The sequence below is a fragment of the Enterobacter sp. BIGb0383 genome (genome assembly GCF_003751845.1).
Taxonomy (GTDB): Bacteria; Pseudomonadota; Gammaproteobacteria; order Enterobacterales; family Enterobacteriaceae; genus BIGb0383.
In genome coordinates, this window is record NZ_RJKQ01000001.1 from 1,070,855 (window position 1) to 1,094,363 (window position 23,509).

25 protein-coding genes are annotated in these 23,509 nt (G+C 55.5%); 14 read left to right on the plus strand and 11 right to left on the minus strand.

Going from position 1 to position 23,509, the window contains the following annotated elements:
• Position 1 precedes the first annotated feature (1 nt).
• From fliM to rcsA, 7 genes are all read left to right on the plus strand, one after another.
• A complete protein-coding gene (gene fliM, locus EDF81_RS05220; RefSeq protein WP_123346884.1) occupies positions 2–1,006 on the plus strand; it encodes a flagellar motor switch protein FliM in 1,005 nt (334 codons plus the stop codon).
• Positions 1,003–1,422, plus strand: coding sequence for a flagellar motor switch protein FliN (gene fliN, locus EDF81_RS05225; protein ID WP_123346886.1), 420 nt, complete (start codon positions 1,003–1,005; stop codon positions 1,420–1,422). The genes fliM and fliN overlap by 4 nt, the downstream gene beginning before the upstream one ends.
• Before the next feature lies 1 nt (position 1,423).
• Positions 1,424–1,798 carry a flagellar biosynthetic protein FliO gene (fliO, locus tag EDF81_RS05230; protein ID WP_123346888.1) on the plus strand — a complete coding sequence of 125 codons (375 nt, stop codon included), beginning with the start codon at positions 1,424–1,426 and terminating at the stop codon, positions 1,796–1,798.
• Complete coding sequence (gene fliP, locus EDF81_RS05235; RefSeq protein ID WP_123346890.1) at positions 1,798–2,535, plus strand: flagellar type III secretion system pore protein FliP; 738 nt, start codon at positions 1,798–1,800, stop codon at positions 2,533–2,535. The genes fliO and fliP overlap by 1 nt, the downstream gene beginning before the upstream one ends.
• 10 nt (positions 2,536–2,545) lie before the next feature.
• Positions 2,546–2,815, plus strand: a complete 270-nt coding sequence (fliQ, locus tag EDF81_RS05240) for a flagellar biosynthesis protein FliQ (RefSeq protein ID WP_123346892.1) — start codon at positions 2,546–2,548, stop codon at positions 2,813–2,815.
• A gap of 8 nt (positions 2,816–2,823) precedes the next feature.
• Positions 2,824–3,624, plus strand: coding sequence for a flagellar biosynthetic protein FliR (gene fliR / locus EDF81_RS05245; RefSeq protein ID WP_123346894.1), 801 nt, complete (start codon positions 2,824–2,826; stop codon positions 3,622–3,624).
• 263 nt (positions 3,625–3,887) lie between these two features.
• The gene (rcsA, locus tag EDF81_RS05250) at positions 3,888–4,511 is read left to right on the plus strand and encodes a transcriptional regulator RcsA (RefSeq protein WP_123346896.1); all 624 of its coding nucleotides are present in this window, start codon (positions 3,888–3,890) and stop codon (positions 4,509–4,511) included.
• Between the two features lie 52 nt (positions 4,512–4,563).
• On the opposite strand, the gene dsrB is transcribed toward rcsA, so the two are convergent.
• Complete coding sequence (gene dsrB / locus EDF81_RS05255; RefSeq protein WP_184999466.1) at positions 4,564–4,752, minus strand: protein DsrB; 189 nt, start codon at positions 4,750–4,752, stop codon at positions 4,564–4,566.
• A 133-nt stretch (positions 4,753–4,885) separates the two neighbouring features.
• Between dsrB and yodD the strand changes: the two genes are divergently transcribed.
• Together yodD and EDF81_RS05265 are read left to right on the plus strand one after the other, a co-directional pair.
• On the plus strand, positions 4,886–5,107 hold the full coding sequence (yodD, locus tag EDF81_RS05260; RefSeq protein WP_123346898.1) for a YodD family peroxide/acid resistance protein: 222 nt from the start codon (positions 4,886–4,888) through the stop codon (positions 5,105–5,107).
• A gap of 278 nt (positions 5,108–5,385) precedes the next feature.
• On the plus strand, positions 5,386–6,201 hold the full coding sequence (locus EDF81_RS05265) for a mannosyl-3-phosphoglycerate phosphatase-related protein (protein ID WP_123346900.1): 816 nt from the start codon (positions 5,386–5,388) through the stop codon (positions 6,199–6,201).
• Here the strand turns inward: EDF81_RS05265 and dgcQ are convergent.
• From dgcQ to EDF81_RS05280, 3 genes are all read right to left on the minus strand, one after another.
• Positions 6,198–7,865 carry a cellulose biosynthesis regulator diguanylate cyclase DgcQ gene (dgcQ, locus tag EDF81_RS05270; RefSeq protein ID WP_404851446.1) on the minus strand — a complete coding sequence of 556 codons (1,668 nt, stop codon included), beginning with the start codon at positions 7,863–7,865 and terminating at the stop codon, positions 6,198–6,200. The two genes, EDF81_RS05265 and dgcQ, sit on opposite strands and share 4 nt — an antisense overlap.
• 75 nt (positions 7,866–7,940) lie before the next feature.
• Positions 7,941–8,123: a YodC family protein gene (locus EDF81_RS05275; RefSeq protein WP_184999482.1), complete on the minus strand. Its 183-nt coding sequence runs from the start codon at positions 8,121–8,123 to the stop codon at positions 7,941–7,943.
• A gap of 78 nt (positions 8,124–8,201) precedes the next feature.
• The gene (locus tag EDF81_RS05280) at positions 8,202–9,113 is read right to left on the minus strand and encodes a DUF808 domain-containing protein (RefSeq protein WP_123346906.1); all 912 of its coding nucleotides are present in this window, start codon (positions 9,111–9,113) and stop codon (positions 8,202–8,204) included.
• A gap of 184 nt (positions 9,114–9,297) precedes the next feature.
• Between EDF81_RS05280 and yedA the strand changes: the two genes are divergently transcribed.
• Entirely contained in the window at positions 9,298–10,215 is a 918-nt protein-coding gene (gene yedA, locus EDF81_RS05285) for a drug/metabolite exporter YedA (RefSeq protein ID WP_123346909.1), read from the plus strand.
• Here the strand turns inward: yedA and EDF81_RS05290 are convergent.
• Genes EDF81_RS05290 through EDF81_RS05300 form a run of 3 tightly spaced genes read right to left on the minus strand, consistent with a single transcriptional unit; the run spans position 10,168 to position 12,847 of the window.
• The gene (locus EDF81_RS05290; protein ID WP_123346911.1) at positions 10,168–10,689 is read right to left on the minus strand and encodes a very short patch repair endonuclease; all 522 of its coding nucleotides are present in this window, start codon (positions 10,687–10,689) and stop codon (positions 10,168–10,170) included. The two genes, yedA and EDF81_RS05290, sit on opposite strands and share 48 nt — an antisense overlap.
• Positions 10,670–12,100, minus strand: a complete 1,431-nt coding sequence (locus tag EDF81_RS05295; RefSeq protein ID WP_123346913.1) for a DNA cytosine methyltransferase — start codon at positions 12,098–12,100, stop codon at positions 10,670–10,672. The genes EDF81_RS05290 and EDF81_RS05295 overlap by 20 nt, the downstream gene beginning before the upstream one ends.
• Positions 12,101–12,151: 51 nt before the next feature.
• Complete coding sequence (locus EDF81_RS05300) at positions 12,152–12,847, minus strand: phosphohydrolase (RefSeq protein WP_123346915.1); 696 nt, start codon at positions 12,845–12,847, stop codon at positions 12,152–12,154.
• Positions 12,848–13,205: 358 nt separating this feature from the next.
• Between EDF81_RS05300 and EDF81_RS05305 the strand changes: the two genes are divergently transcribed.
• The gene (locus tag EDF81_RS05305) at positions 13,206–13,751 is read left to right on the plus strand and encodes a YfaZ family outer membrane protein (RefSeq protein WP_123346917.1); all 546 of its coding nucleotides are present in this window, start codon (positions 13,206–13,208) and stop codon (positions 13,749–13,751) included.
• 2 nt (positions 13,752–13,753) lie between these two features.
• The gene (locus tag EDF81_RS05310) at positions 13,754–15,538 is read left to right on the plus strand and encodes a right-handed parallel beta-helix repeat-containing protein (protein WP_123346919.1); all 1,785 of its coding nucleotides are present in this window, start codon (positions 13,754–13,756) and stop codon (positions 15,536–15,538) included.
• Between the two features lie 87 nt (positions 15,539–15,625).
• Here EDF81_RS05310 and EDF81_RS05315 read toward each other — a convergent pair whose 3' ends face one another.
• The 4 genes from EDF81_RS05315 to EDF81_RS05330 form a co-directional block, all read right to left on the minus strand.
• The gene (locus tag EDF81_RS05315; RefSeq protein ID WP_123346921.1) at positions 15,626–16,429 is read right to left on the minus strand and encodes an ABC transporter ATP-binding protein; all 804 of its coding nucleotides are present in this window, start codon (positions 16,427–16,429) and stop codon (positions 15,626–15,628) included.
• Entirely contained in the window at positions 16,429–17,484 is a 1,056-nt protein-coding gene (locus tag EDF81_RS05320) for an iron ABC transporter permease (RefSeq protein ID WP_123346923.1), read from the minus strand. Before EDF81_RS05320 ends, EDF81_RS05315 begins: the two co-directional genes overlap by 1 nt.
• Positions 17,485–17,539: 55 nt before the next feature.
• The gene (locus tag EDF81_RS05325) at positions 17,540–18,637 is read right to left on the minus strand and encodes an ABC transporter substrate-binding protein (protein ID WP_123346925.1); all 1,098 of its coding nucleotides are present in this window, start codon (positions 18,635–18,637) and stop codon (positions 17,540–17,542) included.
• Between the two features lie 135 nt (positions 18,638–18,772).
• The gene (locus tag EDF81_RS05330) at positions 18,773–20,548 is read right to left on the minus strand and encodes a sigma-54-dependent Fis family transcriptional regulator (protein ID WP_123346927.1); all 1,776 of its coding nucleotides are present in this window, start codon (positions 20,546–20,548) and stop codon (positions 18,773–18,775) included.
• A 484-nt stretch (positions 20,549–21,032) separates the two neighbouring features.
• On the opposite strand from EDF81_RS05330, the gene ygeW reads away from it, so the two are divergent.
• Together ygeW and dpaL are read left to right on the plus strand one after the other, a co-directional pair.
• Positions 21,033–22,220 carry a knotted carbamoyltransferase YgeW gene (ygeW, locus tag EDF81_RS05335; RefSeq protein ID WP_123346929.1) on the plus strand — a complete coding sequence of 396 codons (1,188 nt, stop codon included), beginning with the start codon at positions 21,033–21,035 and terminating at the stop codon, positions 22,218–22,220.
• Between the two features lie 63 nt (positions 22,221–22,283).
• A complete protein-coding gene (dpaL, locus tag EDF81_RS05340; RefSeq protein ID WP_123346931.1) occupies positions 22,284–23,483 on the plus strand; it encodes a diaminopropionate ammonia-lyase in 1,200 nt (399 codons plus the stop codon).
• Positions 23,484–23,509 lie beyond the last annotated feature (26 nt).

The following is a 23,509-nucleotide window of genomic DNA, read 5'->3' on the forward strand; positions in this document are numbered from 1 at the left end:
CATGGGCGATAGCATTCTCTCTCAGGCCGAAATTGATGCGCTGCTGAACGGCGACAGCGACAAGAGCGATGAACCGCAGTTGGGGGCAGCCGGTGACGGCGGAGTACGTCCTTATGACCCCAATACGCAACGTCGCGTTGTTCGTGAACGTCTGCAGGCGCTGGAAATCATTAACGAACGTTTTGCGCGTCAGTTCCGTATGGGACTGTTTAACCTGCTGCGTCGTAGCCCGGACATCACGGTAGGTGCCATCCGTATTCAGCCGTATCACGAATACGCACGTAACCTGCCGGTACCGACCAACCTTAACCTGATCCACCTGAAGCCGCTGCGCGGTACGGGTCTGTTCGTCTTCTCGCCAAGCCTGGTGTTTATCGCCGTGGATAACCTGTTTGGCGGCGACGGACGTTTCCCGACGAAGGTGGAAGGCCGTGAATTTACGCATACGGAACAGCGTGTTATTAACCGTATGCTGAAACTGGCGCTGGAAGCTTACAGCGATGCATGGAAAGCCATTCACCCGCTCGACGTGGAGTATGTGCGTTCCGAAATGCAGGTGAAATTCACCAATATCACCACGTCACCTAACGACATCGTGATAAATACACCGTTCCATGTAGAAATCGGTAACCTGACGGGCGAGTTCAATATCTGTCTCCCCTTCAGCATGATTGAGCCGCTGCGTGAAACGCTGGTGAATCCGCCGCTGGAAAACTCCCGCCATGAAGATCAGAACTGGCGTGAAAACCTGGTTCGTCAGGTTCAGCACTCTGAGCTGGAGCTGATTGCGAATTTTGCCGATGTTCCTCTGCGCCTGTCGCAGATCCTGAAGCTGCAGCCAGGCGACGTGCTGCCGATTGATAAACCCGATCGCATTATCGCCCATGTAGATGGCGTACCGGTACTGACAAGCCAGTATGGCACGGTTAACGGTCAGTACGCGCTGCGCGTAGAGCATTTGATCAACCCAATTTTGAACTCGCTGAACGAGGAACAGCCCAAATGAGTGATATGAATAATCCGTCCGACGAGAACAATGGAGCACTGGACGATCTGTGGGCTGATGCATTGAACGAGCAACAAACCACCACCAGCGGCAATAAAAGCCCGGCTGACTCCGTATTTCAGCAGCTTGGCGGTGGCGATGTCAGCGGTACGCTGCAGGATATCGACCTGATCATGGATATTCCGGTCAAGCTGACCGTTGAACTGGGTCGTACCCGGATGACCATCAAAGAGCTGCTGCGCCTGACGCAGGGTTCCGTGGTGTCGCTGGAAGGTCTGGCGGGTGAACCGCTGGATATCCTGATCAACGGCTACCTGATTGCCCAGGGTGAAGTTGTGGTGGTTGCGGATAAATACGGCGTGCGTATTACCGATATCATCACGCCGTCCGAGCGTATGCGCCGCCTGAGCCGTTAAGATGAAAACCCAGGCGACGGTCACACAGCCTGCTGCGGCCCCCAGCTCTCCGCTGGTGCAGGTCAGCAGCGCGCTGTTTGGCATTATACTGCTGATACTCGCCGCCGCCTGGCTGGCAAAGCGTTTAGGTATGGGCGTCAAAGGCGCCAGCACCCGCGGCCTGAAAGTCAGCGCCGCGACTTCGCTGGGCCCGCGTGAGCGCGTGGTGATTGTCGATGTTGAAGACGCAAGGCTGGTGCTTGGCGTCACTTCAGCACAGATCACCCTGCTGCACACGCTTCCCCCTGCTCCGCCGCAAAGCGCAGAGCCGAAAGCCGCCGCCAGCGATTTTCCGTCACTGATGAAGTCAATACTCAAGCGTTCCGGGAGATCCTGATGCGCCGTTTGTTATGCCTGTTGCTGGCCGGACTTTGGCTGGTGGCACCCTCTGCCTTTGCGCAATTACCGGGCTTAGTCACCCAGCCGCTGCCGGGCGGAGGCCAGACCTGGTCGCTGCCGGTGCAGACCCTGGTCTTTATTACCTCACTGACCTTCCTGCCCGCCATTCTCCTGATGATGACCAGCTTCACCCGCATCATCATTGTTTTTGGCCTGCTGCGTAACGCTCTTGGCACGCCTTCTGCACCGCCTAACCAGGTGCTGCTGGGACTGGCCCTGTTTTTGACCTTTTTTATCATGTCGCCGGTTATCGATAAGATCTATACCGACGCCTATCAGCCGTTCAGCCAGAACCAGATTTCAATGGATGTGGCGATAGAGCGCGGCGCTCAGCCGCTGCGTGAATTTATGCTGCGCCAGACGCGTGAGGCCGACCTGGCCCTGTTTGCACGCCTGTCGAATACCGGCACGCTGCAGGGACCGGAAGAAGTCCCCATGCGCATCCTGCTTCCGGCCTATGTGACCAGCGAGCTGAAAACCGCCTTCCAGATTGGCTTTACCATTTTTATTCCGTTCCTGCTGATCGACCTGGTGATCGCCAGCGTGCTAATGGCACTGGGGATGATGATGGTGCCACCGGCAACCATTGCGTTACCCTTTAAGCTAATGCTCTTCGTGCTGGTTGACGGCTGGCAGCTGCTGGTGGGATCGCTGGCGCAAAGTTTCTACAGTTGAGGAGCCGCAAATGACGCCAGAATCGGTCATGATGATGGGGACAGAGGCCATGAAAGTGGCCCTGGCCCTGGCGGCACCGCTGCTGCTGGTTGCCCTTATCACCGGTCTTATCATCAGTATCCTGCAGGCCGCGACCCAGATTAACGAAATGACACTTTCGTTCATTCCGAAAATCGTTGCCGTGTTTATCGCCATCATCGTGGCCGGCCCCTGGATGCTGAATCTGCTGCTCGACTATATGCGCGGCCTGTTCACCAATCTGCCTTATATCATCGGCTAAGCGAACCTATGGTAGAGATCAGTAGCGATCAGTGGGTGCAGTGGTTCAGTATGTATTTCTGGCCTCTGCTGCGCGTGCTGGCGCTTATCTCCACCGCCCCTATTCTGGCCGAACGCTCCATCCCGAAACGCGTGAAGCTCGGTCTGGGGGTGATGATTACGTATATTGTTGCCCCGACCCTGCCGCCCGCCGAAATCACACCGTTTTCCGGCGGGATGCTGTGGGTCGCCGCGCAGCAGATTATGATCGGTATTGCGCTGGGCTTTACCATGCAGTTCGCCTTTGCTGCGGTCCGTGCCGCGGGCGAGTATATTGGCCTGGCGATGGGCCTGTCGTTCGCCACCTTTATTGACCCCGGCAGCAAGCTGAACATGCCCGTGCTGGCGCGTTTAATCGATATGCTGGCGCTGCTGCTGTTTCTGACCTTTAACGGCCACCTGTGGCTGATTTCGATGCTGGTGGATACCTTCCACACCCTGCCTATCGGCGGTGAGCCGCTGAGCAGCAATGCGTTTCTCGCCCTGACCCGCGCGGCAAGCATGATTTTCCTCAACGGATTGATGCTGGCGCTGCCCATTCTTACGCTGCTGCTGGCGCTTAACCTGGCCATGGGGATGCTCAACCGCATGGCGCCGCAGCTGTCGGTGTTTGTGATCGGTTTTCCCCTGACCCTGACGGTCGGTATTTTGCTGATGGCGGCGCTGATGCCGTTAATCGCGCCTTACTGTGAACGTTTATTCAGCGAAGTTTTCAATCTGTTAGCGGATGTTGTTGGCGAACTGCCCACCTCCGGCGTCAGTTCACCCTGAGGAAAATCTTAAAATAAATCGTCAATAATTCAGCCAGGATATCCCTGGCGCGGTTTAATTGTTTTTACCTCACTCACAGAAGCTAATATTTACTTTACTTTAAGAAGATTCCTGGCAAATTATACGTAACTTTACTGGATAGTGGGTTTGCCGGGTTACCATCGCCTTTTTGTGGTTATATTTCATAAATTTTTCAGCCATATGGCGATTGTGTAACTTCAGGTATGGGTGAATTATCGTTACGCATTGAGTGAGGGTATGCCATGTCGACGATTATTATGGATCTGTGCAGTTACACCCGGTTGGGATTAGCCGGGTACCTGGTTAGTCGGGGGGTGAAGAAACGAGACATTGACGAACTAACGGGTGTCGACGATCTCGAAGCGGTTTGCCATGCGCGCAAGCCCAGTGTGGTGTTTATTAATGAAGACTGTTTTATCCACGATCCCGCAAGCAGTCAGCATATCAAGCAGATCATTAATCAACATCCCGGCACGTTGTTTATCGTTTTTATGGCGATTGCCAACGTACATTTCGATGAATATCTGTTGGTGCGTAAAAATCTGCTAATCAGTTCCAAGTCAATAAAGCCCGAATCACTGGACGATATTATTGGCGACCACCTTAAAAAGGAAACTGCGGACGCACACGATGTCAATCTTCCGACTCTTTCATTAAGCCGAACGGAATCGAGCATGCTCAAAATGTGGATGTCCGGCCAGGGAACGATTCAGATTTCCGACCAAATGAATATAAAAGCGAAGACCGTCTCTTCACATAAAGGAAATATTAAAAGGAAAATCAAGACGCACAACAAGCAGGTGATCTATCACGTGGTTCGTCTGACCGATAATGTCACCAACGGCATTTTCGTTAATATGCGTTAAGCAGTCGCGAACTGGCGGTCTGCTCCGCCAGTTCGTTTGCTCTCCACTCCACTCAGTCCGCCTTCTCCACAAAGATCCCGTCCGGGTGCCCATTGTCATTAAAAAACCAAATCCCCAGCGGATAGTCATCCAGCGACACCAGATACATAATGCCTTCGCTAAACGTTTCCACCGCCAGTACGACACCCGGGCGGCGAGGACCCCCGTCCGTTTTGACCGTGACCCGATCGTTGACCTGCATAGATAACCTCCTTTCACGTTTACGCCAGTGTAGAACAAAACCCCGTCGGCGGGCAGAGTCAGCCTGCGCAAGTGGTGATTTTCTCAACCGTCTATACTTAAGGGCGAGCACGCAACCCTGTGAGGCAAAGGTAATGAAAACCGCTAAAGAGTACAGCGACCGTGACCCGGGCGTTGACGTAGAGGCGCTGCTGGCCGCCATTAATGAGATCAGCGAGAGTGAGGTGCGTTTTGCCGACGGTGACGATCCGAACCGGCTTAGCGTAAACGGGCATGACTATCATACATGGCGGGAACTGGCAGAAGCATTTGAACTCGATGTTCACGACTTTAGCGTGTCGGAGATAAACCGCTAAAAAAAACCCGACCGGGAGGTCGGGATGAAATACTGTGAAACTAAAGCCACATAAAATTCGTTACATCAGGAAGTCTGATGTCGGGAACACATTATCCACAATTATTTTGCAAGACAAGATATATCATCATGCTGAATGACCATAACGCATACGAGAAGCGGAATAAGGCTTCGGCAGGCCCTGATATCGCTGGGATCGATCCCGGCCAGATAAAATCATCCCTGCGATTATTTTTAAGATTATTCCTGGGATAAACCGCTCATCATCGAGGAGACCCCATGCCGAATCTGCACAATCCATTGCTGGTGTTCACCGACCTGGACGGCAGCCTGCTCGACATCCATACCCTCGACTGGCAGCCTGCCGCTCCCTGGCTGATGCGCCTGCGTGAGGCACAGGTGCCGGTCATTCTGTGCAGCAGTAAGACGGCGGCGGAAATGACCCAGCTGCAGAAAACCCTGGGGCTGGAAGGTCTGCCGCTGATTGCGGAGAACGGCGCGGTCATCCAGCTCGATACCCGCTGGGAGGCCGATCCACACTACCCCCGGCTGATTACCGGCGCCTCCGTGGAAGATATCCTGCGTATCCTGCAGAAGCTGCGCGAAGAGGGAGGCTATAAGTTCACCTGCTTTGCTGAAGTCGACGACCAGGCGATTGCTGACTGGACCGGGGTCAGCCGCAGCCAGGCGGGACTGGCGAAGCTGCATATCGCGTCGGAAACGCTGATCTGGCGCGATGACGACGCGCAAATGGCCGCCTTCAGCGCGGCGCTGGCACAGTACGGCCTGCGCTTTATGCAGGGTGCCCGCTTCTGGCATGTTCTCGACCAGCAGGCCGGTAAGGATAAAGCCTGTCGCTGGCTGACCGAACAATACCGCCAGCGGGAGCGTCTCGACTACACGACCCTGGGTCTGGGCGATGGTCCTAACGACGCCCCTTTGCTGGACTGCGTCGATTTTGCGGTGGTGATCAAGGGGCTTAACCGCCAGGGCGTGACGCTACGCGATGACCGCCCTCAGCGCGTCTGGCACACGACTCAGGAAGGCCCGAACGGCTGGAGCGAAGGACTGGAGCACTTTCTCGGCCCCCTTTAATCGGTGGCCTGGACCTGATTACGCCCCTGCTGTTTTGCCCGGTAGAGCCGGTTATCCGCCACCGACTGGAGCTGTTCAAAGTCATACTGCTGATGCTCTTCGCTGCTGCTCACGCCCAGGGAGGCACTGATACGTATCGTCGTGCCTCTGGAGAGTAAAATTTCCTTGCTGTTAAGACGCTGGCGGATGCGTTCCGCTATCTGGTACGCGTCAGCAAGGTCGGTACCCGGCAGCAGAATACAAAACTCTTCCCCGCCCACCCGACCGGCAATATCCCCACCGCGCAGCGAACTGCCGATAAGCCCGCCCACGTGCACCAGAACCCGATCGCCGGCCTGATGTCCCCAGCTATCGTTAATGTTTTTGAAATGGTCGAGATCCAGCTGAATCACCGCCAGCGGCTCCTGCCTCTGCTGGCAAAGGTTGGTCTGCTGCCGCGCCCGCTCAAAGAGCGCACCGCGGTTGTACAGACGCGTCAGCGGATCGTGCCACGCCTGCCACTCCAGCGATCGCTGCATCTCGCTCATATTGAGCACCATCCGGCGAATAATGCCCCAGGAGATCAGCAGCATGCTGGTAAACAGCAGCCATACGAGGGTTAAGGCTATCGAGATAGTGCCAAAATCGCTGCGCACGCCCTCACCAAAGGTGTGAAACCGAAGCATCACGCCGTCAAAATCAGCCAGGCGCTGCCAGCTAACGTAACCTCCCGTAAATCGGATTCCGCCCCGACTTTTTTTTGCAATTGCACCGGCCAGACGCGCATTTTCCCGTTCGCTCAGGGTCACTACATCACCAGACCAGGCAATCAGATTCATATGCCGGTCGTACAGTTGAAACCGACCATCCCCTTCTCCGGCCGCTGCGTTGGCTAAAAACGTATTGATAGCAGAGAGGTCGAAATCCATCGCCAGAACGCCAAGCCACTGGTTACGATAGTCCACGGGCATACTGGCGGTCAGCGTGACCTCGGGCGTCATAGCGCTGTACCAGCGAAGTTTACGCGACGGGTTCGCCTGCGGGGTTTGCTCCACCATCCACGGCTCAGACTCGCGCGAATAGTAGCTGGAGAGGATATCCGTCCCGTCGGTATTGTGCAGATCCTCAGAGGAGAGATAGAAACCGGCGCGGGAAATGTACTGTGTGCGCCACGCAAAGCGGCTGGCATGACGTGAGAGGTACATCAGATAGCCCAGCTCCAGGGTCGCCGTCAGCTCATTCTCAAGCCAGGGATGCGCCCGTGACAGCAGGTGCGTCTCTTCAACAAAGGCATCAGACACGCCTTTAACAGGGATCGTGCGCATCACATCAAGCGAAATGACCCACTCGGGCAGCTTTCGCAGAGCGTCGAAGTCATTTTTCGCATGGCGCAGCGCCTCAAAGGGGAGCGGCGCGTTTATCGCCTCCGGCATGCTGTCGTGATAAATCCTTATATCATCGATACTGAGCTGCATATGCGCATCAAAGGCGCGTGCAACATTGACCAGGCTAGTTTGCTGCCCGGTGACGTAGGCGTCCTCCAGTACCGCGACTTCTCGCCAGGTCAGCACCGTTGACAGCAATAAGACAATAATAAAGCAGAGGTTGACCACCCGCCCCGGGCGGGATTGCTGGCTGAGCTGCGCCAGCCAGCGAGGATGCTTCACTCGGTTATCACGACGCACATACGCTCCCTGATACTGACCCCTGACGTCCACTCGCCGCGCCAGTAAAACGCCCGGCATAGCCGGGCGTGGTGGTTATGTCTGTTCCTGACCCGATAGTCGACTACCGGGCATCAACTCATCTTCACGAAAGGCTTCGCGTTTAACGCCATAGCCATCATACCACCGACACTCCACCATTCCGCTGGAGTAGCCGGTTACCACCATACGCGGCCCGCCGTTTTTCGCCGTAACTTCATCGCTGACTACAAAGACCATCATTGCCTCCGGTATCAGGGTGAAACTTTTTCACCTTAGACGAAATTCGGCGAGTTTGCATAACCGCAGCGGCTTTTTTTAGTGGGTACTTCCGCGAAGCGCCGAGACGATTTTCACCGCGCCGACCACCAGCGCGCCGATAATAAAGCCGAGCACCAGATTCAGCAGCGTTGGCAGCACCCACTGCACAACCTCTGCTTGCTCGGCAGTAAAGTCCGTTATCGCATGGTGCAAAGGCGACAGCCCGTGTACCACAATCCCACCGCCCACGAGGAACATCGCCAGGGTTCCGACAATGGTCAGCGTTTTCATTAGCCGTGGTGCCAGCGCCAGCAGGCCCTGCCCCAGCGCTTTGGCGAACGCGCTGCTGCGCTCCACCAGCCAGTAGCCCATATCATCCAGCCTGACGATAACACCGACCAGGCCATAAACGCCGATAGTCACCAGCACCGCAATGCCCGACAGGACCAGCACCTGATTTAACAGCGGCGCATCCGCCACAATTCCCAGGGTGATCGCCACAATCTCAGCCGAAAGAATAAAGTCGGTCCGCACCGCACCCTTGACCTTTTCGCGTTCAAACGCCAGCGGATCCTGACTGGCGACCGCTTCCAGCCGCTGCTGGCGGACTTCCGGGCTCTCTTTGTGCTTACGCGCATGCAGGGTATGCAGTACTTTCTCTACGCCTTCGAAGCACAGGAAAGCACCCCCAACCATCAGAAGAGGCGTGATCGCCCAGGGCAGAAAAGCGCTGATCAGCAGCGCCAGCGGGACAAGAATCACTTTATTAAGCAGTGAGCCTTTTGCCACGCTCCACACCACCGGCAGTTCGCGGTTGGCACGCACGCCGGACACCTGCTGTGCATTAAGGGAGAGATCGTCCCCCAGCACGCCGGCGGTTTTCTTTGCCGCCAGTTTTCCCATCACCGAAATATCGTCCAGCAGCGTGGCGATATCATCCAGCAGCGTTAGTAAACTTGTACCTGCCAAAATAAAACTCCTGATTATTTTCTGATTTATTCAATAAGTCTGTCGCAAGCCGTCGTCGACCGTCGGATTACTGAAAGTCAACATTTAAACAACCTTACGTTAGCAATTAAACGCTCGCCAGTGTGACTATTTTCACGTTTACTGTAAGCGACCTTTCTATTTTTGTCTTTTGTCGTGAGGGAGTATGCGTTTCAGGCAAGTTTTACCGCTCATCGGGGCGCTTTTCTCGCTCTATATTATCTGGGGCTCGACCTATTTCGCCATCGCTATCGGTGTGCAAAGCTGGCCACCGCTGATGATGGCGGGCGTGCGTTTCTTTTCCGCCGGCGTGGTGCTGATGCTGTGGCTGATGCTGACGGGGCATAAACTGCCCCCGCGTCGTCAGTTGCTCAATGCGGCCCTGCTGGGCGTTTTACTACTGGCCGTCGGTAACGGTGCCGTTACGGTGGCCGAACACCAGCACGTGCCGTCCGGTATTGCGGCGGTGATGGTGGCGACCGTGCCGCTATTTGCCCTCTGCTTTAGCCGTCTGTTCGGTATTGCGACGCGTAAGATCGAATGGCTGGGCATCGCCATCGGCCTCGCCGGTATTATCCTGCTTAACAGCGGCGGTAGCCTGAGCGGTAATCCCTGGGCCGCGCTGCTTATTCTGATAGGGTCGATGAGCTGGGCATTTGGATCGGTATACGGTTCACGTATTGCGTTGCCCAGCGGTATGATGGCGGGCGCGATTGAGATGCTGACGGCCGGAATTGTGCTGCTGGCCGCCTCGCTGATTGCCGGAGAGAAAATGACCACCCTGCCCACGCTATCGGGCTTCCTCGCGGTCGGTTACCTGGCGGTCTTTGGGTCGATTATTGCCATCAACGCTTACATGTATCTGATTCGCAATGTGACACCGGCGATTGCCACCAGCTACGCCTACGTCAACCCGGTAGTAGCTGTGCTGCTGGGCACCACCTTTGCGGGCGAAATGCTGTCTGGGATGGAATGGATGGCGCTGGCGATTATTATTTTCGCCGTGGTGCTGGTTACCCTCGGAAAATATCTGTTCTCACCGCGCGTTGTCACCGCGCCGTGCGACAGCAGCAAGAGTTCCTGACGGGTCATCTAACTGCTGGATACCCAGAGTGTCGATCTGCGCGGCAGCGCCGCCGCCGCAGATCCACTCTTCCAGCCGGTCGCCGAGTTGTTCATCCGACAGTTTTTCCCGTCCGCGCAGGGCGCACTCCCAGACAATCAGCACCCGCCAGCCCTGCTGTAGCAGCAGCCCGATATCCCGACGGTCACGTTCGACATTCTTACCGATCTTACCCAGCCAGAATTCGGTGCGGGTGGCCGGCACCTTAAAGAGATAGCAGTCGTGATGATGCCAGAAACAGCCGTGGGTGAAGATAACGCAGCGGTACTGCGCGACCACGAAATCCGGCCGCCCCGGCAGAGTGGCGTCCTGGGCATGCCAGTCAAATCCGGTCCCGGTCAGCAACCCGCCCAGGCGCTTTTCAATCGCTGTATCGCGGGTGCCGATAGCGCGCATATTTTTGCTGCGCGTGGCCTTATCGTGAACGTCCGCCACTGTCCTGGCCTGTTTCCCGCAGCGCAACCGCCTGCTGGATCCGGGATTTCAGCAGCTTCGCCACCGCGGCAAAGACCGGCACCACCACCGAATTGCCGAACTGGCGGTAGGCCTGAGTATCCGATACCGGGATGCGGAAGCCTTCGCCCTGAGGCGTTTCAAACCCCATGAGTCGCGCACATTCACGCGGCGTCAGACGTCGCGGCCGGTGCAGCTGGTTCTGCGGATCGTTAAAATCTTTCTCGCCCAGCGCCATGTCCCAGCCCCGGTCGATCAGGATTTCCGCCCCGTCTTTATAGTAGCGAGCCGAGAGCGTGCGGGTGACGCAATCCGCACGCGTCGGATCCACCAGCCCGTAGCCAAAACCGTTCCCGCGAGCCTGATGCTTTTTGGCATAGCGATAGAGGTAGTGCCAGAGGACCGGCGTCAGGATAAATTTCTCATTCACCCGTGGATCCAGTAGCTCGGCCAGGCGAGTCCGTCTGGCGGGGAAATGCTGGCTAATATCACGCAGGCTAAACCCGTTATGCAGGTTCAGGTCGCGACGAAAACCGACCAGCACAATGCGCTCCCGGTGCTGGGGCAGAAAGTGGCGACCGTCGATAATTTTCGGATCGTCCTGGCCCATATCACCGGCGTCGGAGACGTCGTATCCCAGCTCGTCGAGGGTCTGCATAATGATGCGGAAGGTTTTACCCCCGTCGTGGCTTTTGAGGTTTTTGACGTTCTCCAGCACAAAAATCGGCGGGCGGCGGGCATCAATAATGCGCACCACGTCGAAAAAGAGCGTGCCCTGCGTATCGCAGGCAAAACCGTGGGCGCGGCCCATGGCATTTTTCTTGGAGACGCCCGCCAGTGAGAATGGCTGGCAGGGAAAGCCGGCCAGCAGCACGTCATGCTGAGGGATCGCCGCCCGGATATGCTCCGCCGCCTCGGCATCGCTCACCTGAGATTTGTGGCTCAGGGTAATATCGCGAATATCGGCATTAAAACGGTGCTCCTGCGGATCGCAGTACCAGTTGGCTTTATAGGTACGTACCGCGTGTTTATTCCATTCGCTGGTAAAGACGCACTGGCCGCCGATCGCCTCAAAGCCGTGGCGGATACCGCCGATACCGGCAAAGAGGTCGACAAAGCGGAAGCCATAATTCGGATGATGGACCGGCGGCTGAGGCAGCAGGCTGTTCAGCCAGAGGCGTTCGTTTTCACTAACCCGCGATCCGGCACGCGGGCTGACCGCCATGCGTTTGAGGATCGCCGCACTCCAGTGGTTGTCACCCACGGCAATCAGCCCGCCCACCAGGGTTTTGACGTCATAAATCGCCAGTAGCCTGTTCAGCAACGCGTGGATTTGGGCCGTTACGGTCTCCGCCATCTGGTATTCAGGGGCGCTGAGTGAAGAGTTTTCCATACAATTAACCAGACCAGACAAAGTGGCGACAGAGTAACACAATTTACGCCGTCAGGGCTGCGGTGCGAAGCGCTGGGCGATCCGCTCATCGCTTCCGCTGTAATCCCCGCCAAGCTCCGCGCTCAGGCGGGCCATAAACTGCACCAGAAAACGGGCGCTGTCATTGGCCATCCGGCGGCCTTCGACCGTTTGCATACTTTCCGGGAGCCGCAGCAGCTTGCGCTGAAAATGGTCCAGGGAATAGCGCCGATCGTCCAGCGCGCGATGCTCCGCAAAAGGGTCATCGGGGTCAAATAGCGCCACATTAAGGGCGCCGCCAACGGCAAACACGCGGGCCAGACCAATAGCGCCAAGCGCCTCCAGCCGGTCGGCATCCTGGACAATCTTCGCCTCAGGGGTTTGGGGAGCAATACCTGCGCTGTAGCTATGGGCGGCAACGGCATGCATCACGGACGGGATCTGCTGCGCCGGGAAGTCCGGAAAATCCTCCGTCAGGATCTGCCGGGTTTTCTCGGCCGCCCTTTGCGACGACAGATGACGCTCAGGATGGTTTTTCGCGAGGCTGACAATATCGTGAAAATAGCAGGCGGTGAGCACCACCAGCAGGTCAACCGGTTCACCGGCCGATAAGCGCCCGGCGGTCAGCCAGACCCGACGAAAGTGACCGATATCGTGCGCCGCATCCTGATGCTGATAGTGCTGGCGTAGCCAGGCTTCAAAGCGCTCTTGCCAGTGGGAAAGATCCATAAATTCTCCTGTCACGTACGGGGGCTACGGCATTTTAGCGTAGCTCTGCGCCCATAACATGTAACAGGGAGAAAAAAGAGAAGACAAAATGCAAAAAACCTCAGCCCGTCCTTATCCACCGGCCAGAGGGCGACATGGCTAAAAATGTCCGGGGTTGATTTCTGATTCAATTTACTCACCAAACCGGGAATAAACGGCGGAATTTATTTTATTGCTTTAACAAAATAAACGCCGGGTATCAAAATCCAGATAACATTTTGGCAGTTTTTCTGAAGATAATCTTTGCAACATTCTCCGGCTTGTCCTCAGAAGCCCCACCCGGTAACGTCCGCAGGCTTTTATGACTAAGGACATACTGATGAAAAAGATTAACGTTGTTTTATTTGCTTCACTGATTGCCGCTTCGGCCTCCTCCTTCGCGATGGGCGTGACGGCTGAACAGGGTAAAAACTTCACCAACCTCAATGCGGAACTCGGTAAAGACTCATCCGGCGTTTATCTTGAAGGCAACTGGCTGAAAAACACCCAGGACGGCATTCAACTTGGCGGCGCGGGCGCAGGCTATAACTTCGCGCTTGGCCCGGTGATGGTTAACGCGGGCGCAAAAGCCACCTGGCTTGAGCCGAAAAAAGGCGACAACGGCGTCGCCTTCCCGGTGGGTGGCGGTATCTCTTACGCACTGACCGACAGCCTGAAACTGTACGGCGAAGGCTACTCCGCACCGAAAAGCCTGACTAACAGCGTTAAAAACTATGTTGAAGCCAACGGCGGTATTAGCTGGACGCCGATCACACCGGTCACGCTGAAAGCCGGTTACCGCTATGCGGGCGTCGATGGTAAAAATGGCCGCCCGAGCCACACCCTGGTTGACGGCCTTTATGTTGGCGGCGGCGTCATCTTCTGATTATGGACCCTTCTATCGCCCCGGTCTCAAAGACGGACATCCATTGCCAACAGCTGGAATTTGATGACGCCGTTCGGTTTTTAACGCCTGAAATGTTTAAGGCCACCACAGCCTCAGATACAGAGATGATCCAGGCCTGTGCTGACGCGGCAAAGGCGCGCCAGCTGCCGGTTATCGCCACGGGGGTTTATCATCTGGCCGGAGCCGTTACGCTGGATTCCCTGCAATGGCGCGGAGGTACGTTTAATGGCCCTGGGGCGATTGCGGCAACCATTCTCAGCTGTCATATATTCGATATGACACTGAATGGAGTTTATCTGCATATGCTGGGCGGAGATTGCCGGGTCCGCAATAATGTTTTTAAAAACCAGAAGTTCACTGCCGCATTTTTTATCAGCGGAATGACAACCTCAGGAACACTGGATTGCACTGACAATGAATTTACAGCCTGTTACTTCGGAATATTGCAGCAAGCCAGCGGCGAAAAAATGCGGTACGCACGTTTTTCCTGCAATAACATTCACGATATCCGAGGTGACGGCATTGAATTAAACGTTGTTAATTCACATTATGCTGATGGCCTGATCGTTGAAGGTAATCGAATTCATAATGTCGATGGCACGGGCGCGGGACAGTTTTGGGGGATCGGGATAGGTATCGCAGGAGCGGGGCCCTACGGCGTCAATGCTGACGATTCGCAGTATGTTGCCAATTTCATTATTCGAAATAACCGTATCTCAGCGTGTCGCCAGTGTATCCACGTTGAAATGGGGCGGGATTTTGTTATTAGTGATAATTACTGTAATCCGGATTCTACGAAATCTATTGGTAGCGGGTTGTACGTTGCTGGCGTCGCGGTATACGGTAGCAAACGATTTACAGTAGAAAATATAACCGGGGAACCGTCGGGGACAGTCAACAGATTCATCCTGCTTGACTGGGGAGTCAATAATAATACCTATGCCGGACCTCCGCAGAATTTCTCGCTCAGAAATATTGCCACAATGAATGGTGATATTGAGATCGCCACCAGTGGAGCGAATGACTGGACGAATTCCACGATTGTTGCAAATTGCCGCTGTCAGATTTTTAAATGGCGGGGGCTACCGTCATCGTCCGTTTTCAGCACGATTTATGCCCGGCAGATTGACTGTATTGGTCAGCATGCCGCCAGCGAGGGGCCCGGGGGTGGTAAATATGCGCGCTCGCATTACACATACTCAAACTGGAATAACGTGATTTGTCTCGATGACGTCAACATTAACGTGTCTGTCAGTAAAATGTATTGTGACCGGATTGATGAGTCCGGCAACAATTTTTTTGTCCCCGCCGATGAAGAGGCTCCGGGGCGACGTGGGGCGCGTCTCAAACGCAACATCGAGCAGTATCTTCTGGAGGACGACCTGTTTCCCGGCGGCCGCGAGTTCCCGCAGGGGACCGTGCTGTATAAAAAATCGGGCGGGTATTTCCTGGTCACGACGGCCGGGGCATATATCAAAACGACGGGAACCTATGTCGAGCACATTAAGGCGACCGCCGTCGGGCAGACATATATACAGTCGAATATGATCGTGTGGTCGGCCGGCTATGGCACGAAATCAGCGGGATGCCGGATCATTATTCCGGGTGCTGGTGGGGGCGGCGCAGATTTGAGGGCGACCATCATCAGAGCGACGTATGTTTTAAACGGCGCATATACCATAGATATTGATACACCGATTCTCACCGCGACGGCGGATATGACGATTATCAGCGCTGCTTATCCTGTTGAATTTGTAGAAGTTTAGTGGGTCAGCGTACTTAACGGTAAATTATCGCGGCCCCGGAAAAATCCGGGGCCGGAGTGGTAAACGAGGGAGAATCCCCCCGTATTCTTACTCCCGCATCAACAGCGGATGGTGCCGACTCAACGGCTGCACCATCGGCAGACCAGCCCTGTCATGCAGGATCTCCAGCGCCACATCATAGGTTTGCGCCAGCAAATCACGGGTGACGATATCCCCCGGCGCACCGCTGGCTTTCAGCGCCCCATCGGCAAAGATCAGCAGGTTGTCGGCATACTGGCAGGCCAGATTGAGATCGTGCAGCACGATCACCGTCACCAGACCACGGGCGCGGGTCTGCTCGCGAACCAGGTCTAGCATCGCTATCTGATGGCGAAGATCCAGGGCACTGACCGGCTCATCCAGCAGCATCATTCTGGCATTACGCATCAATACCTGTGCAAAGAGCGCCATCTGCCGCTGCCCGCCGCTCAGGCTGGTGATATCCCGGTGCGCAAGCTCCGCAATCCCCGCGGCCTGCAGGCAGGCCATCGCCTGCTCCAGAATCGAAGGATCGATATGCAGCGTCAGGGCATCGAGTCCGCCGAGCACGACAATTTCCAGTACGCTTAGCGAGATATCAATCGTGGTGTCCTGCGGCATATAGGCAATATCCTGCCGCCAGCGCTGTAACTCCCGGGAGCGATGATGGCCGGGATTCAGTCTTCGTTCATGCCACTGCACGCTGCCCGCCGTAAAGGCATGATCGGCAAACAGAGTACGTAGCAGGGTCGATTTTCCCGTGCCGTTCGGGCCGATAATCACATGCATCTGCCCTGCGGCGAGGGTGGCGTTGATCCCCGCCATAATGGTCTGCTGGCCGTGGGCCATACTGAGGTCGGTTATCGTTAACATTATTTCGCTCGCCTCCGTGGGGAGAAGATCAGCCACAGCAGGAATGGCACCCCCACAATCGCGGTGACAATGCCAACCGGGAACAGGGAGCCGGGAATAATGGATTTCGACATCACCGAGGCGGCGGAGAGCATCAGCGCCCCGCTGAGCATCGACATGGGCAAATAGAACCGCTGATCTTCACCGACGCTAACGCGTGCCAGATGCGGCGCGACCAGGCCAATAAAGCCAATCACCCCGACAAAACTGGTGGCGGTCGCGGTCATCACGGCGACAATCACCAGCACCTTGATCCGCAGGCGTCGAACGTTAACCCCGAGACTGGCGGCACGCATTTCACCCATCCGCAGGGCCGCCAGTTTCCAGGAGTCCAGCCACAGCAAAATGCAGCAGATCACCGTCACCACGAAGGTCACCGCCAGCGTGGTCCAGGTGGTTTTGCTCAGGCTGCCAAACAGCCAGAACAGAATTTGCTGGGACAACTCAGGCGAGGCAATAAACTGGATCAGGGAAATCAGCGACTGGAAGAGAAACAACAGCGCAATCCCGCCGAGAATAATCGACTCGATATTCATCCGCCGCATGGACGCGAGGAAAAAGAGAAAAGCTGCGGCGATCATCGAAAAGACAAACGCGCCCAGCGGAACGGCAATCAGATCGTGTAGCCCCAGTCCGCCCAGGGCCAGCATCGCCGCCGCGCCAAATCCTGCTGCGGCGGCCATCCCCAGGGTATAAGGGCTGGCCATCGGGTTATTCAACAGGGTCTGCATCTGGGCACCGCCCGCGCCGAGGGAGGCGCCAACCACCAGCGCCATCAGGGCGATGGGCAGGCGCAGCCCGCGCACGATAGCGTCGGTCATCGACTCCCTTTCGCCGTAATCCAGCAGGGAGCGCAGCACCTCCAGCGGCGACAGCAGCGAAGGCCCGGTGGCCACATCAAGAATAAAGCTGAGCAGCGTCAGCAGCGTAAAAAAGACCAGCCACTGCCACCGACGGCGCTCGCGAAGGCGAAACCGGGTGATGGCCTGCTGGCTGTCGTTTACATGAACAGTCATAGGATATCCACAAAAAACGGGAGCCCGTGGGCTCCCGTCTGATACATCGATAGCGTTATTTTACCGAAACGGCAAAGGTGCCCTGCGGCTTAACCGGCAGATACTTCGCGTAGTAGTTCAGGTAGTTAGCGACCGGATCCATATCGGTAAACTGCGCCGGATAGAGCTGCTTCGCGATGTACTGGACCATAGCGAAGTCAGACAGAGTGCGGGAAGCGCCCTGATAGACACCATACAGGCGGTTCTTTTTGATAGCAGGCAGCTCGCTCCAGCCCTGGCGACCGGCAAAGGCAGCCAGCTTCGTGCGCGCCTCGGCTTCGGCGACGCCCTGACCCATCGGCAGCGCGGTGGCCGCTTTATTGTTCTCACGGCCGGAAATCAGGATCACATCCGGCTTAGAGGCCAGCACCTGTTCAGGGTTAATCGGCCCCCACCACTCCACGAACGGCGCTGCGATGTTGTCTCCGCCCGCAGCGGCGATCATCGCGCCCCACATATTTTTACCGTAGGTGAAGGAGTATTCCGCCGGACCTTTATTGCCGAATTCAACGTAGACCTTCGGTTTAGCCGCCTTAGCGTCGGCCACGCGACGGGTGACATCCGCCATGGCGTTAGCATAGAAATCGGCCAGTTCGTCGGCGCGCTTCTGCTGGCCCGTCAGGGTGCCCAGCAAGCGCGTTGACGCCGTATGGCGGGCTACCGTCTGTTCGTTATAGTCCACGACCACAACCGGAATGCCCTCTTTCTCAATACGCTGTGCATCAAGGCCCAGAGCCTTATACTGCCAGTCGGCCAGCACCACCAGGTCCGGCTTCAGGCTGAGGACTTTTTCCACGGAGAAGGTCTGCGCTTCCACTTCTCCGACGTCAGGAATGCTGTTCAGGGACGGACGATGCTTAAGATACATTTCCCAGTTGGCAGGCACCCAGCCCTCCCAGGCCTCGCGGGAAATGCCGACCACCGAATCAAACGCTTTCTCAGTCCCCACGGCCAGATAATCTTCGAAGTAGAAGCCCAGCACCACGCGTTTCGCGGGTAGATCGACCTTCACTTCACGACCAATCACATCGGTAATGGTTTTCACTTCTGCCTGAGCCGACAGGCTCGCCATCACCAGAACACTTAACCCTAATGCCTGCGCAAGTTTACGCATGTTGCCCCTACCCTTTATGTAACTATCACGATTATTTATTATTTGAAATCTATAAAAACGTGAATGATTATCATTTAATTTTAAAGAAAAGCAATAGGGGCCGCAGGTGATATTTTTTAAGGAACTCCGTAAGCATTAGCCTCCGACAAGATCGTACTTTTTAATTTTTCGATACAGCGTGGCGATACCAATCCCCAGCTCATCCGCCGCCTGTTTTTTATTACTGTATCGGGTAAGCGCATCGCGAATCATCTGTCTCTCCATCTCTTCCAGGGCCGTGACGCTCTCTTCCTGAGGCTCCGACGCGGCGAAGAATTCCGGCGGTGCCTGCACCATCACTTTGCTGCGGCTAACTAAATTCGGCGGCAGTAGCGTCATGTCGATAATTTCACCGGACGGCACAACGTTAACCAGATACTCCATCAAATTACTCAGCTCGCGAATATTTCCAGGCCAGCGGTAGCGCCTGAGAAACGCAATAACCTCAGGGGAAACGCCGGGATAGACCAGGTCGAGACGACGGGTATGCAGATGCAAAAAGTAGTGGATCAGCAGTTCAATATCCTCCCCACGCTCGCGCAGCGGCGGCAGCCTTAGCGGGATCACGTTGAGGCGATAGTAGAGATCTTCCCGGAATTTACCGTCGGCAATGTACTGCTCAAGATTCTGATTCGTCGCCGAAATAATGCGGATATCGACGGGTATCGGGCTGCTGGCACCGACGGGCTGGATTTCACGCGATTCGATAACCCGCAGCAGCTTGGCCTGGAGGGTTATCGGCATATCGCCTATCTCATCAAGAAATAGCGTGCCCTGATTTGCGGCCTGAACCAGACCGGTTTTCCCGCTCGTCGACGCCCCGGTGAAAGCGCCCTTCACGTAGCCAAAAAGTTCGCTTTCCAGCAGTTGTTCCGGGATTGCCGCGCAGTTAATCGCGATAAAAGGCTTTGCATGGCGGTCGCTGAGCTTATGAATGGACCGGGCAACCACCTCTTTACCGGTTCCACTCTCTCCGGCGATCAGGATGCTGGACGGGCCTGGCGCCACCCGGCTAATGAGCTTTTTCAGCTGGCGCATCGGATGGCATTCGCCGATCATCGCCTCAATTTGCGGGCCCTCCTGGACGGTACTCAGGCCTGCGGATGAGTGCGACTGGTGAAAGGCCATTAAAAAAAGCCACTGATCCTGAACCGCATGCAGCTGCCCGATAATCAGCGTTTTTTTATCATCGACGGTGATCACATGCTGCATATGACCCTGTTTAAAATTATCTTCAAAGGTCAACGGCTGGAAATGAAGCGTTTTGCCCAGCATCCCACCACGGGTGGCGGCCATTATTTTCAGCGCGACCGGGTTGGCAAATTTAACCTTTTGGTCCTGACCGACCACCAGCACACCCTGATCCATATTTTCTATTGTGGTTAAAAATATTTTGTGAATACTGTCGCCACCGCTCTGGTTCTGCAAAAAGCGTGAAACAAATATGTTAGAAACATGGCAAACATAGTCAGAGAATTCCTGGATGTTATCATTAATACGTTCCTGCTGTTCGCGGGTAACGGCAACGAGGCTAATCACCCCAACGCAGCTACCCTGATAGATGACAGGCGTACCAATAAAGGCTTTCTCTTTACACTCTTCTTTATTAATACAGTCTTCACACAGAGGATCGAAACGCGAATGCGTAACGACTTTCTCCTTTTTTGTTTCTATGATGTAGCGCAAAAGTCTGGAATTTGTATTTAACTTGCGCCCAAGCTGCTTGCTGAATAGCCCGGTTCCGGCCACCCGGCACAGGGTGTTATCCACTATCTCTACCTCCAGCTGGAGCACACTGGAAAGCATCCTTGCAAACTTCTGAATGGTAATCTGATTCTGCATTAGCACAGAGGGTGTCGGGGACGGGATCATAATCGGCCTCTTTAAATTACACAGCGAAGAACATACCAGTAAGCATCAGATTTATTTCCTTTCCATAATGATATCACTCAGCCCCACCGTAATCGGTGATAAAGATGATGCCCTTACCTACCCCTTAGCGAAAATATGCGATAGCCATCGCACTTCCCTATCAATATGATAATTTCGGCCGCATAATTATCATATTGAAGAGAGATAAAACGATAATCAGTCTATTTCTCATCATCCAGAGCCCACTTCCCTGAAAAATATCTCTTGTCGCATAAAATTTCTGTCTGAACCCCACCTCGTGTTGATTTAGTTCGTGACAAAGCTCTCATATTTATCGCCATTGGATGTACTTCCTCTCGCCGAAAAAGGAACTGGCACACTTATTGTTAGTCATTCTTCAGCGCTGGCAGTCGCTATTCCGGCACTCCACCTACCCGACCGCACAGCCATCAAAAAGCCCGTCATTCACGACCAGGATCTAATAATGAAAACTGTTAACGAACTGATTAAGGATATCAATAACCTCGACTCTCATCTCAGCGAGAAAGATTTTTTGCTGACGTGGGAGCAATCACCGGATGAGCTGAAACAGGTATTGGATGTCGCGGCAGCCCTGAAAACGCTACGGGCTGAAAACATTGCCACCAACGTCTTTAACAGCGGTCTGGGGATTTCGGTTTTCCGCGATAACTCAACCCGCACCCGCTTCTCTTATGCGTCTGCCCTGAATCTTTTGGGCCTTGCCCAGCAAGACCTTGATGAAGGGAAATCACAGATTGCCCACGGCGAAACGGTGCGTGAAACCGCCAATATGATCGCCTTCTGCGCTGACGCCATCGGCATTCGCGATGATATGTACCTCGGCGCGGGCAATGCCTATATGCGTGAAGTGGGCGAGGCGCTGGACGACGGGCATAAGCAGGGTGTATTGCCCCAGCGCCCGGCCCTGATCAACCTGCAGTGTGATATTGACCACCCGACACAGTCGATGGCCGACCTTGCCTGGCTGCGCGAGCACTTTGGCTCGCTGGAAAACCTGAAGGGCAAAAAGATTGCCATGACCTGGGCCTACTCACCAAGCTACGGCAAGCCGCTCTCCGTACCGCAGGGCATTATCGGCCTGATGACGCGCTTCGGGATGGACGTCACCCTGGCACATCCGGAAGGCTACGACCTGATCCCGGACGTGATTGAAGTAGCGAAGAACAACGCAAAAGCGAGCGGCGGTAGCTTCCGTCAGGTCAACACCATGGAAGAGGCGTTCCAGGACGCAGACATTGTCTATCCGAAGTCCTGGGCACCGTACAAAGTCATGGAAAAACGCACCGAACTGCTGCGTGCCGAGGATCGAGAGGGTCTGAAAGCGCTGGAAAAAGCATGCCTGGCGCAAAACGCGAAACATACGGACTGGCACTGCACCGAAGCGATGATGCAGGAGACCCGCGACGGCGAAGCCCTGTACATGCACTGTCTGCCCGCGGATATCACGGGCGTCTCCTGCGAAGAGGGCGAGGTCGCCGAAAGCGTATTCGAGAAATACCGTATTGCGACCTACAAAGAAGCCAGCTGGAAGCCCTACATCATCGCCGCGATGATTATGTGCCGCAAATACGCGAAACCGGGCCAGGTGCTGGAACAGCTGCTTAAGGAAGCACAGAAACGTATCAAGTAATCTCCCCGCGGCTGGCCTGCGGGCCAGCCCCTCTGCTCTTATCATGACGAATAAGGATCGAGTATGTCTGCTTTCTCACTGAAAATGGATATTGCCGAAAACCGTTTTTTTACCGGGGAAACGTCAGCGCTGTTTTCCCGTCAGCAAGCGCAACAGGCGCGCCATTTCCATCAAAAAATCGCGGGTTATCAACCCACCCCGCTATATGCCCTCAACGCACTGGCGAGTCTTGTCGGCGTGCAAAAAATTCTGGTGAAAGATGAATCCCGGCGATTTGGCCTTAACGCCTTCAAGATGCTGGGTGGCGCTTACGCCATCGCCCGGCTGCTGTGCGAAAAATACCGACTGGATATCAACGCATTCTCGTTCGAAACGCTGAAATCCAGCATTCCGGAGAAAATGACCTTCGCCACCACAACCGATGGCAACCACGGGCGCGGCGTGGCATGGGCTGCGCAGCAGCTGGGGCAAAACGCGGTCATCTATATGCCCAAAGGCTCGGCTCAGGAGCGTGTCGACGTCATTCTGCGCCTGGGAGCGGAATGTATCGTAACCGACATGAACTACGACGACACGGTGCGTTTTACCCGGCAGACGGCGGAGAAAAACGGCTGGGAGGTCGTGCAGGATACGGCCTGGGAAGGCTATACCCGCATCCCGACCTGGATTATGCAGGGCTACGCCACGCTTGCCGACGAGGCCGTCGAGCAGATCGCCTCGATGGGTATCGCCCGTCCGACGCACGTCTTCCTGCAGGCGGGAGTCGGTGCGATGGCCGGCGGCGTGCTGGGCTATCTGGCTGACGTCTACGGCGCAAAAAATCTGCATACGGTTATCGTTGAACCTGAACTGGCGAACTGCATTTATCGCTCGGGCATAGAGGGTGAGATCGTTAACGTCGGCGGCGATATGGCCACCATTATGGCTGGCCTGGCCTGCGGTGAACCCAATCCGCTGGGCTGGGATATTCTGCGCAACTGCGCCACGCAGTTCGTCTCCTGCCCGGATGCCGTGGCAGCGCTTGGTATGCGGGTACTCGGCAATCCGCTCAACAACGATCCACGCGTCATTTCCGGTGAGTCCGGCGCCGTCGGCGCGGGCCTGCTGGCCGCCGTACATTTCAACCCACAGCGCGAGGCGCTGATGCAGAAACTGAAGCTGGATAGCGATTCTGTCGTACTGATCATCAGCACCGAAGGCGACACCGACGTGAAGCACTATCGGGAAGTGGTCTGGGAAGGCAAGCATCCGGCAGCACAGTAATTACCCCATCTAAGGACAGGAGAACG

Coding starts and splice junctions, on each gene's coding strand:
- fliM (WP_123346884.1), top strand. CDS start 2: ATGGGCGATAGCATTCTCTCTCAGGCCGAAATTGATGCGCTGCTGAAC.
- fliN (WP_123346886.1), top strand. CDS start 1,003: ATGAGTGATATGAATAATCCGTCCGACGAGAACAATGGAGCACTGGAC.
- fliO (WP_123346888.1), top strand. CDS start 1,424: ATGAAAACCCAGGCGACGGTCACACAGCCTGCTGCGGCCCCCAGCTCT.
- fliP (WP_123346890.1), top strand. CDS start 1,798: ATGCGCCGTTTGTTATGCCTGTTGCTGGCCGGACTTTGGCTGGTGGCA.
- fliQ (WP_123346892.1), top strand. CDS start 2,546: ATGACGCCAGAATCGGTCATGATGATGGGGACAGAGGCCATGAAAGTG.
- fliR (WP_123346894.1), top strand. CDS start 2,824: ATGGTAGAGATCAGTAGCGATCAGTGGGTGCAGTGGTTCAGTATGTAT.
- rcsA (WP_123346896.1), top strand. CDS start 3,888: ATGTCGACGATTATTATGGATCTGTGCAGTTACACCCGGTTGGGATTA.
- dsrB (WP_184999466.1), bottom strand. CDS start 4,752: ATGCAGGTCAACGATCGGGTCACGGTCAAAACGGACGGGGGTCCTCGC.
- yodD (WP_123346898.1), top strand. CDS start 4,886: ATGAAAACCGCTAAAGAGTACAGCGACCGTGACCCGGGCGTTGACGTA.
- EDF81_RS05265 (WP_123346900.1), top strand. CDS start 5,386: ATGCCGAATCTGCACAATCCATTGCTGGTGTTCACCGACCTGGACGGC.
- EDF81_RS05275 (WP_184999482.1), bottom strand. CDS start 8,123: ATGGTCTTTGTAGTCAGCGATGAAGTTACGGCGAAAAACGGCGGGCCG.
- yedA (WP_123346909.1), top strand. CDS start 9,298: ATGCGTTTCAGGCAAGTTTTACCGCTCATCGGGGCGCTTTTCTCGCTC.
- EDF81_RS05295 (WP_123346913.1), bottom strand. CDS start 12,100: ATGGAAAACTCTTCACTCAGCGCCCCTGAATACCAGATGGCGGAGACC.
- EDF81_RS05300 (WP_123346915.1), bottom strand. CDS start 12,847: ATGGATCTTTCCCACTGGCAAGAGCGCTTTGAAGCCTGGCTACGCCAG.
- EDF81_RS05305 (WP_123346917.1), top strand. CDS start 13,206: ATGAAAAAGATTAACGTTGTTTTATTTGCTTCACTGATTGCCGCTTCG.
- EDF81_RS05310 (WP_123346919.1), top strand. CDS start 13,754: ATGGACCCTTCTATCGCCCCGGTCTCAAAGACGGACATCCATTGCCAA.
- EDF81_RS05315 (WP_123346921.1), bottom strand. CDS start 16,429: ATGTTAACGATAACCGACCTCAGTATGGCCCACGGCCAGCAGACCATT.
- EDF81_RS05320 (WP_123346923.1), bottom strand. CDS start 17,484: ATGACTGTTCATGTAAACGACAGCCAGCAGGCCATCACCCGGTTTCGC.
- EDF81_RS05325 (WP_123346925.1), bottom strand. CDS start 18,637: ATGCGTAAACTTGCGCAGGCATTAGGGTTAAGTGTTCTGGTGATGGCG.
- EDF81_RS05330 (WP_123346927.1), bottom strand. CDS start 20,548: ATGATCCCGTCCCCGACACCCTCTGTGCTAATGCAGAATCAGATTACC.
- ygeW (WP_123346929.1), top strand. CDS start 21,033: ATGAAAACTGTTAACGAACTGATTAAGGATATCAATAACCTCGACTCT.
- dpaL (WP_123346931.1), top strand. CDS start 22,284: ATGTCTGCTTTCTCACTGAAAATGGATATTGCCGAAAACCGTTTTTTT.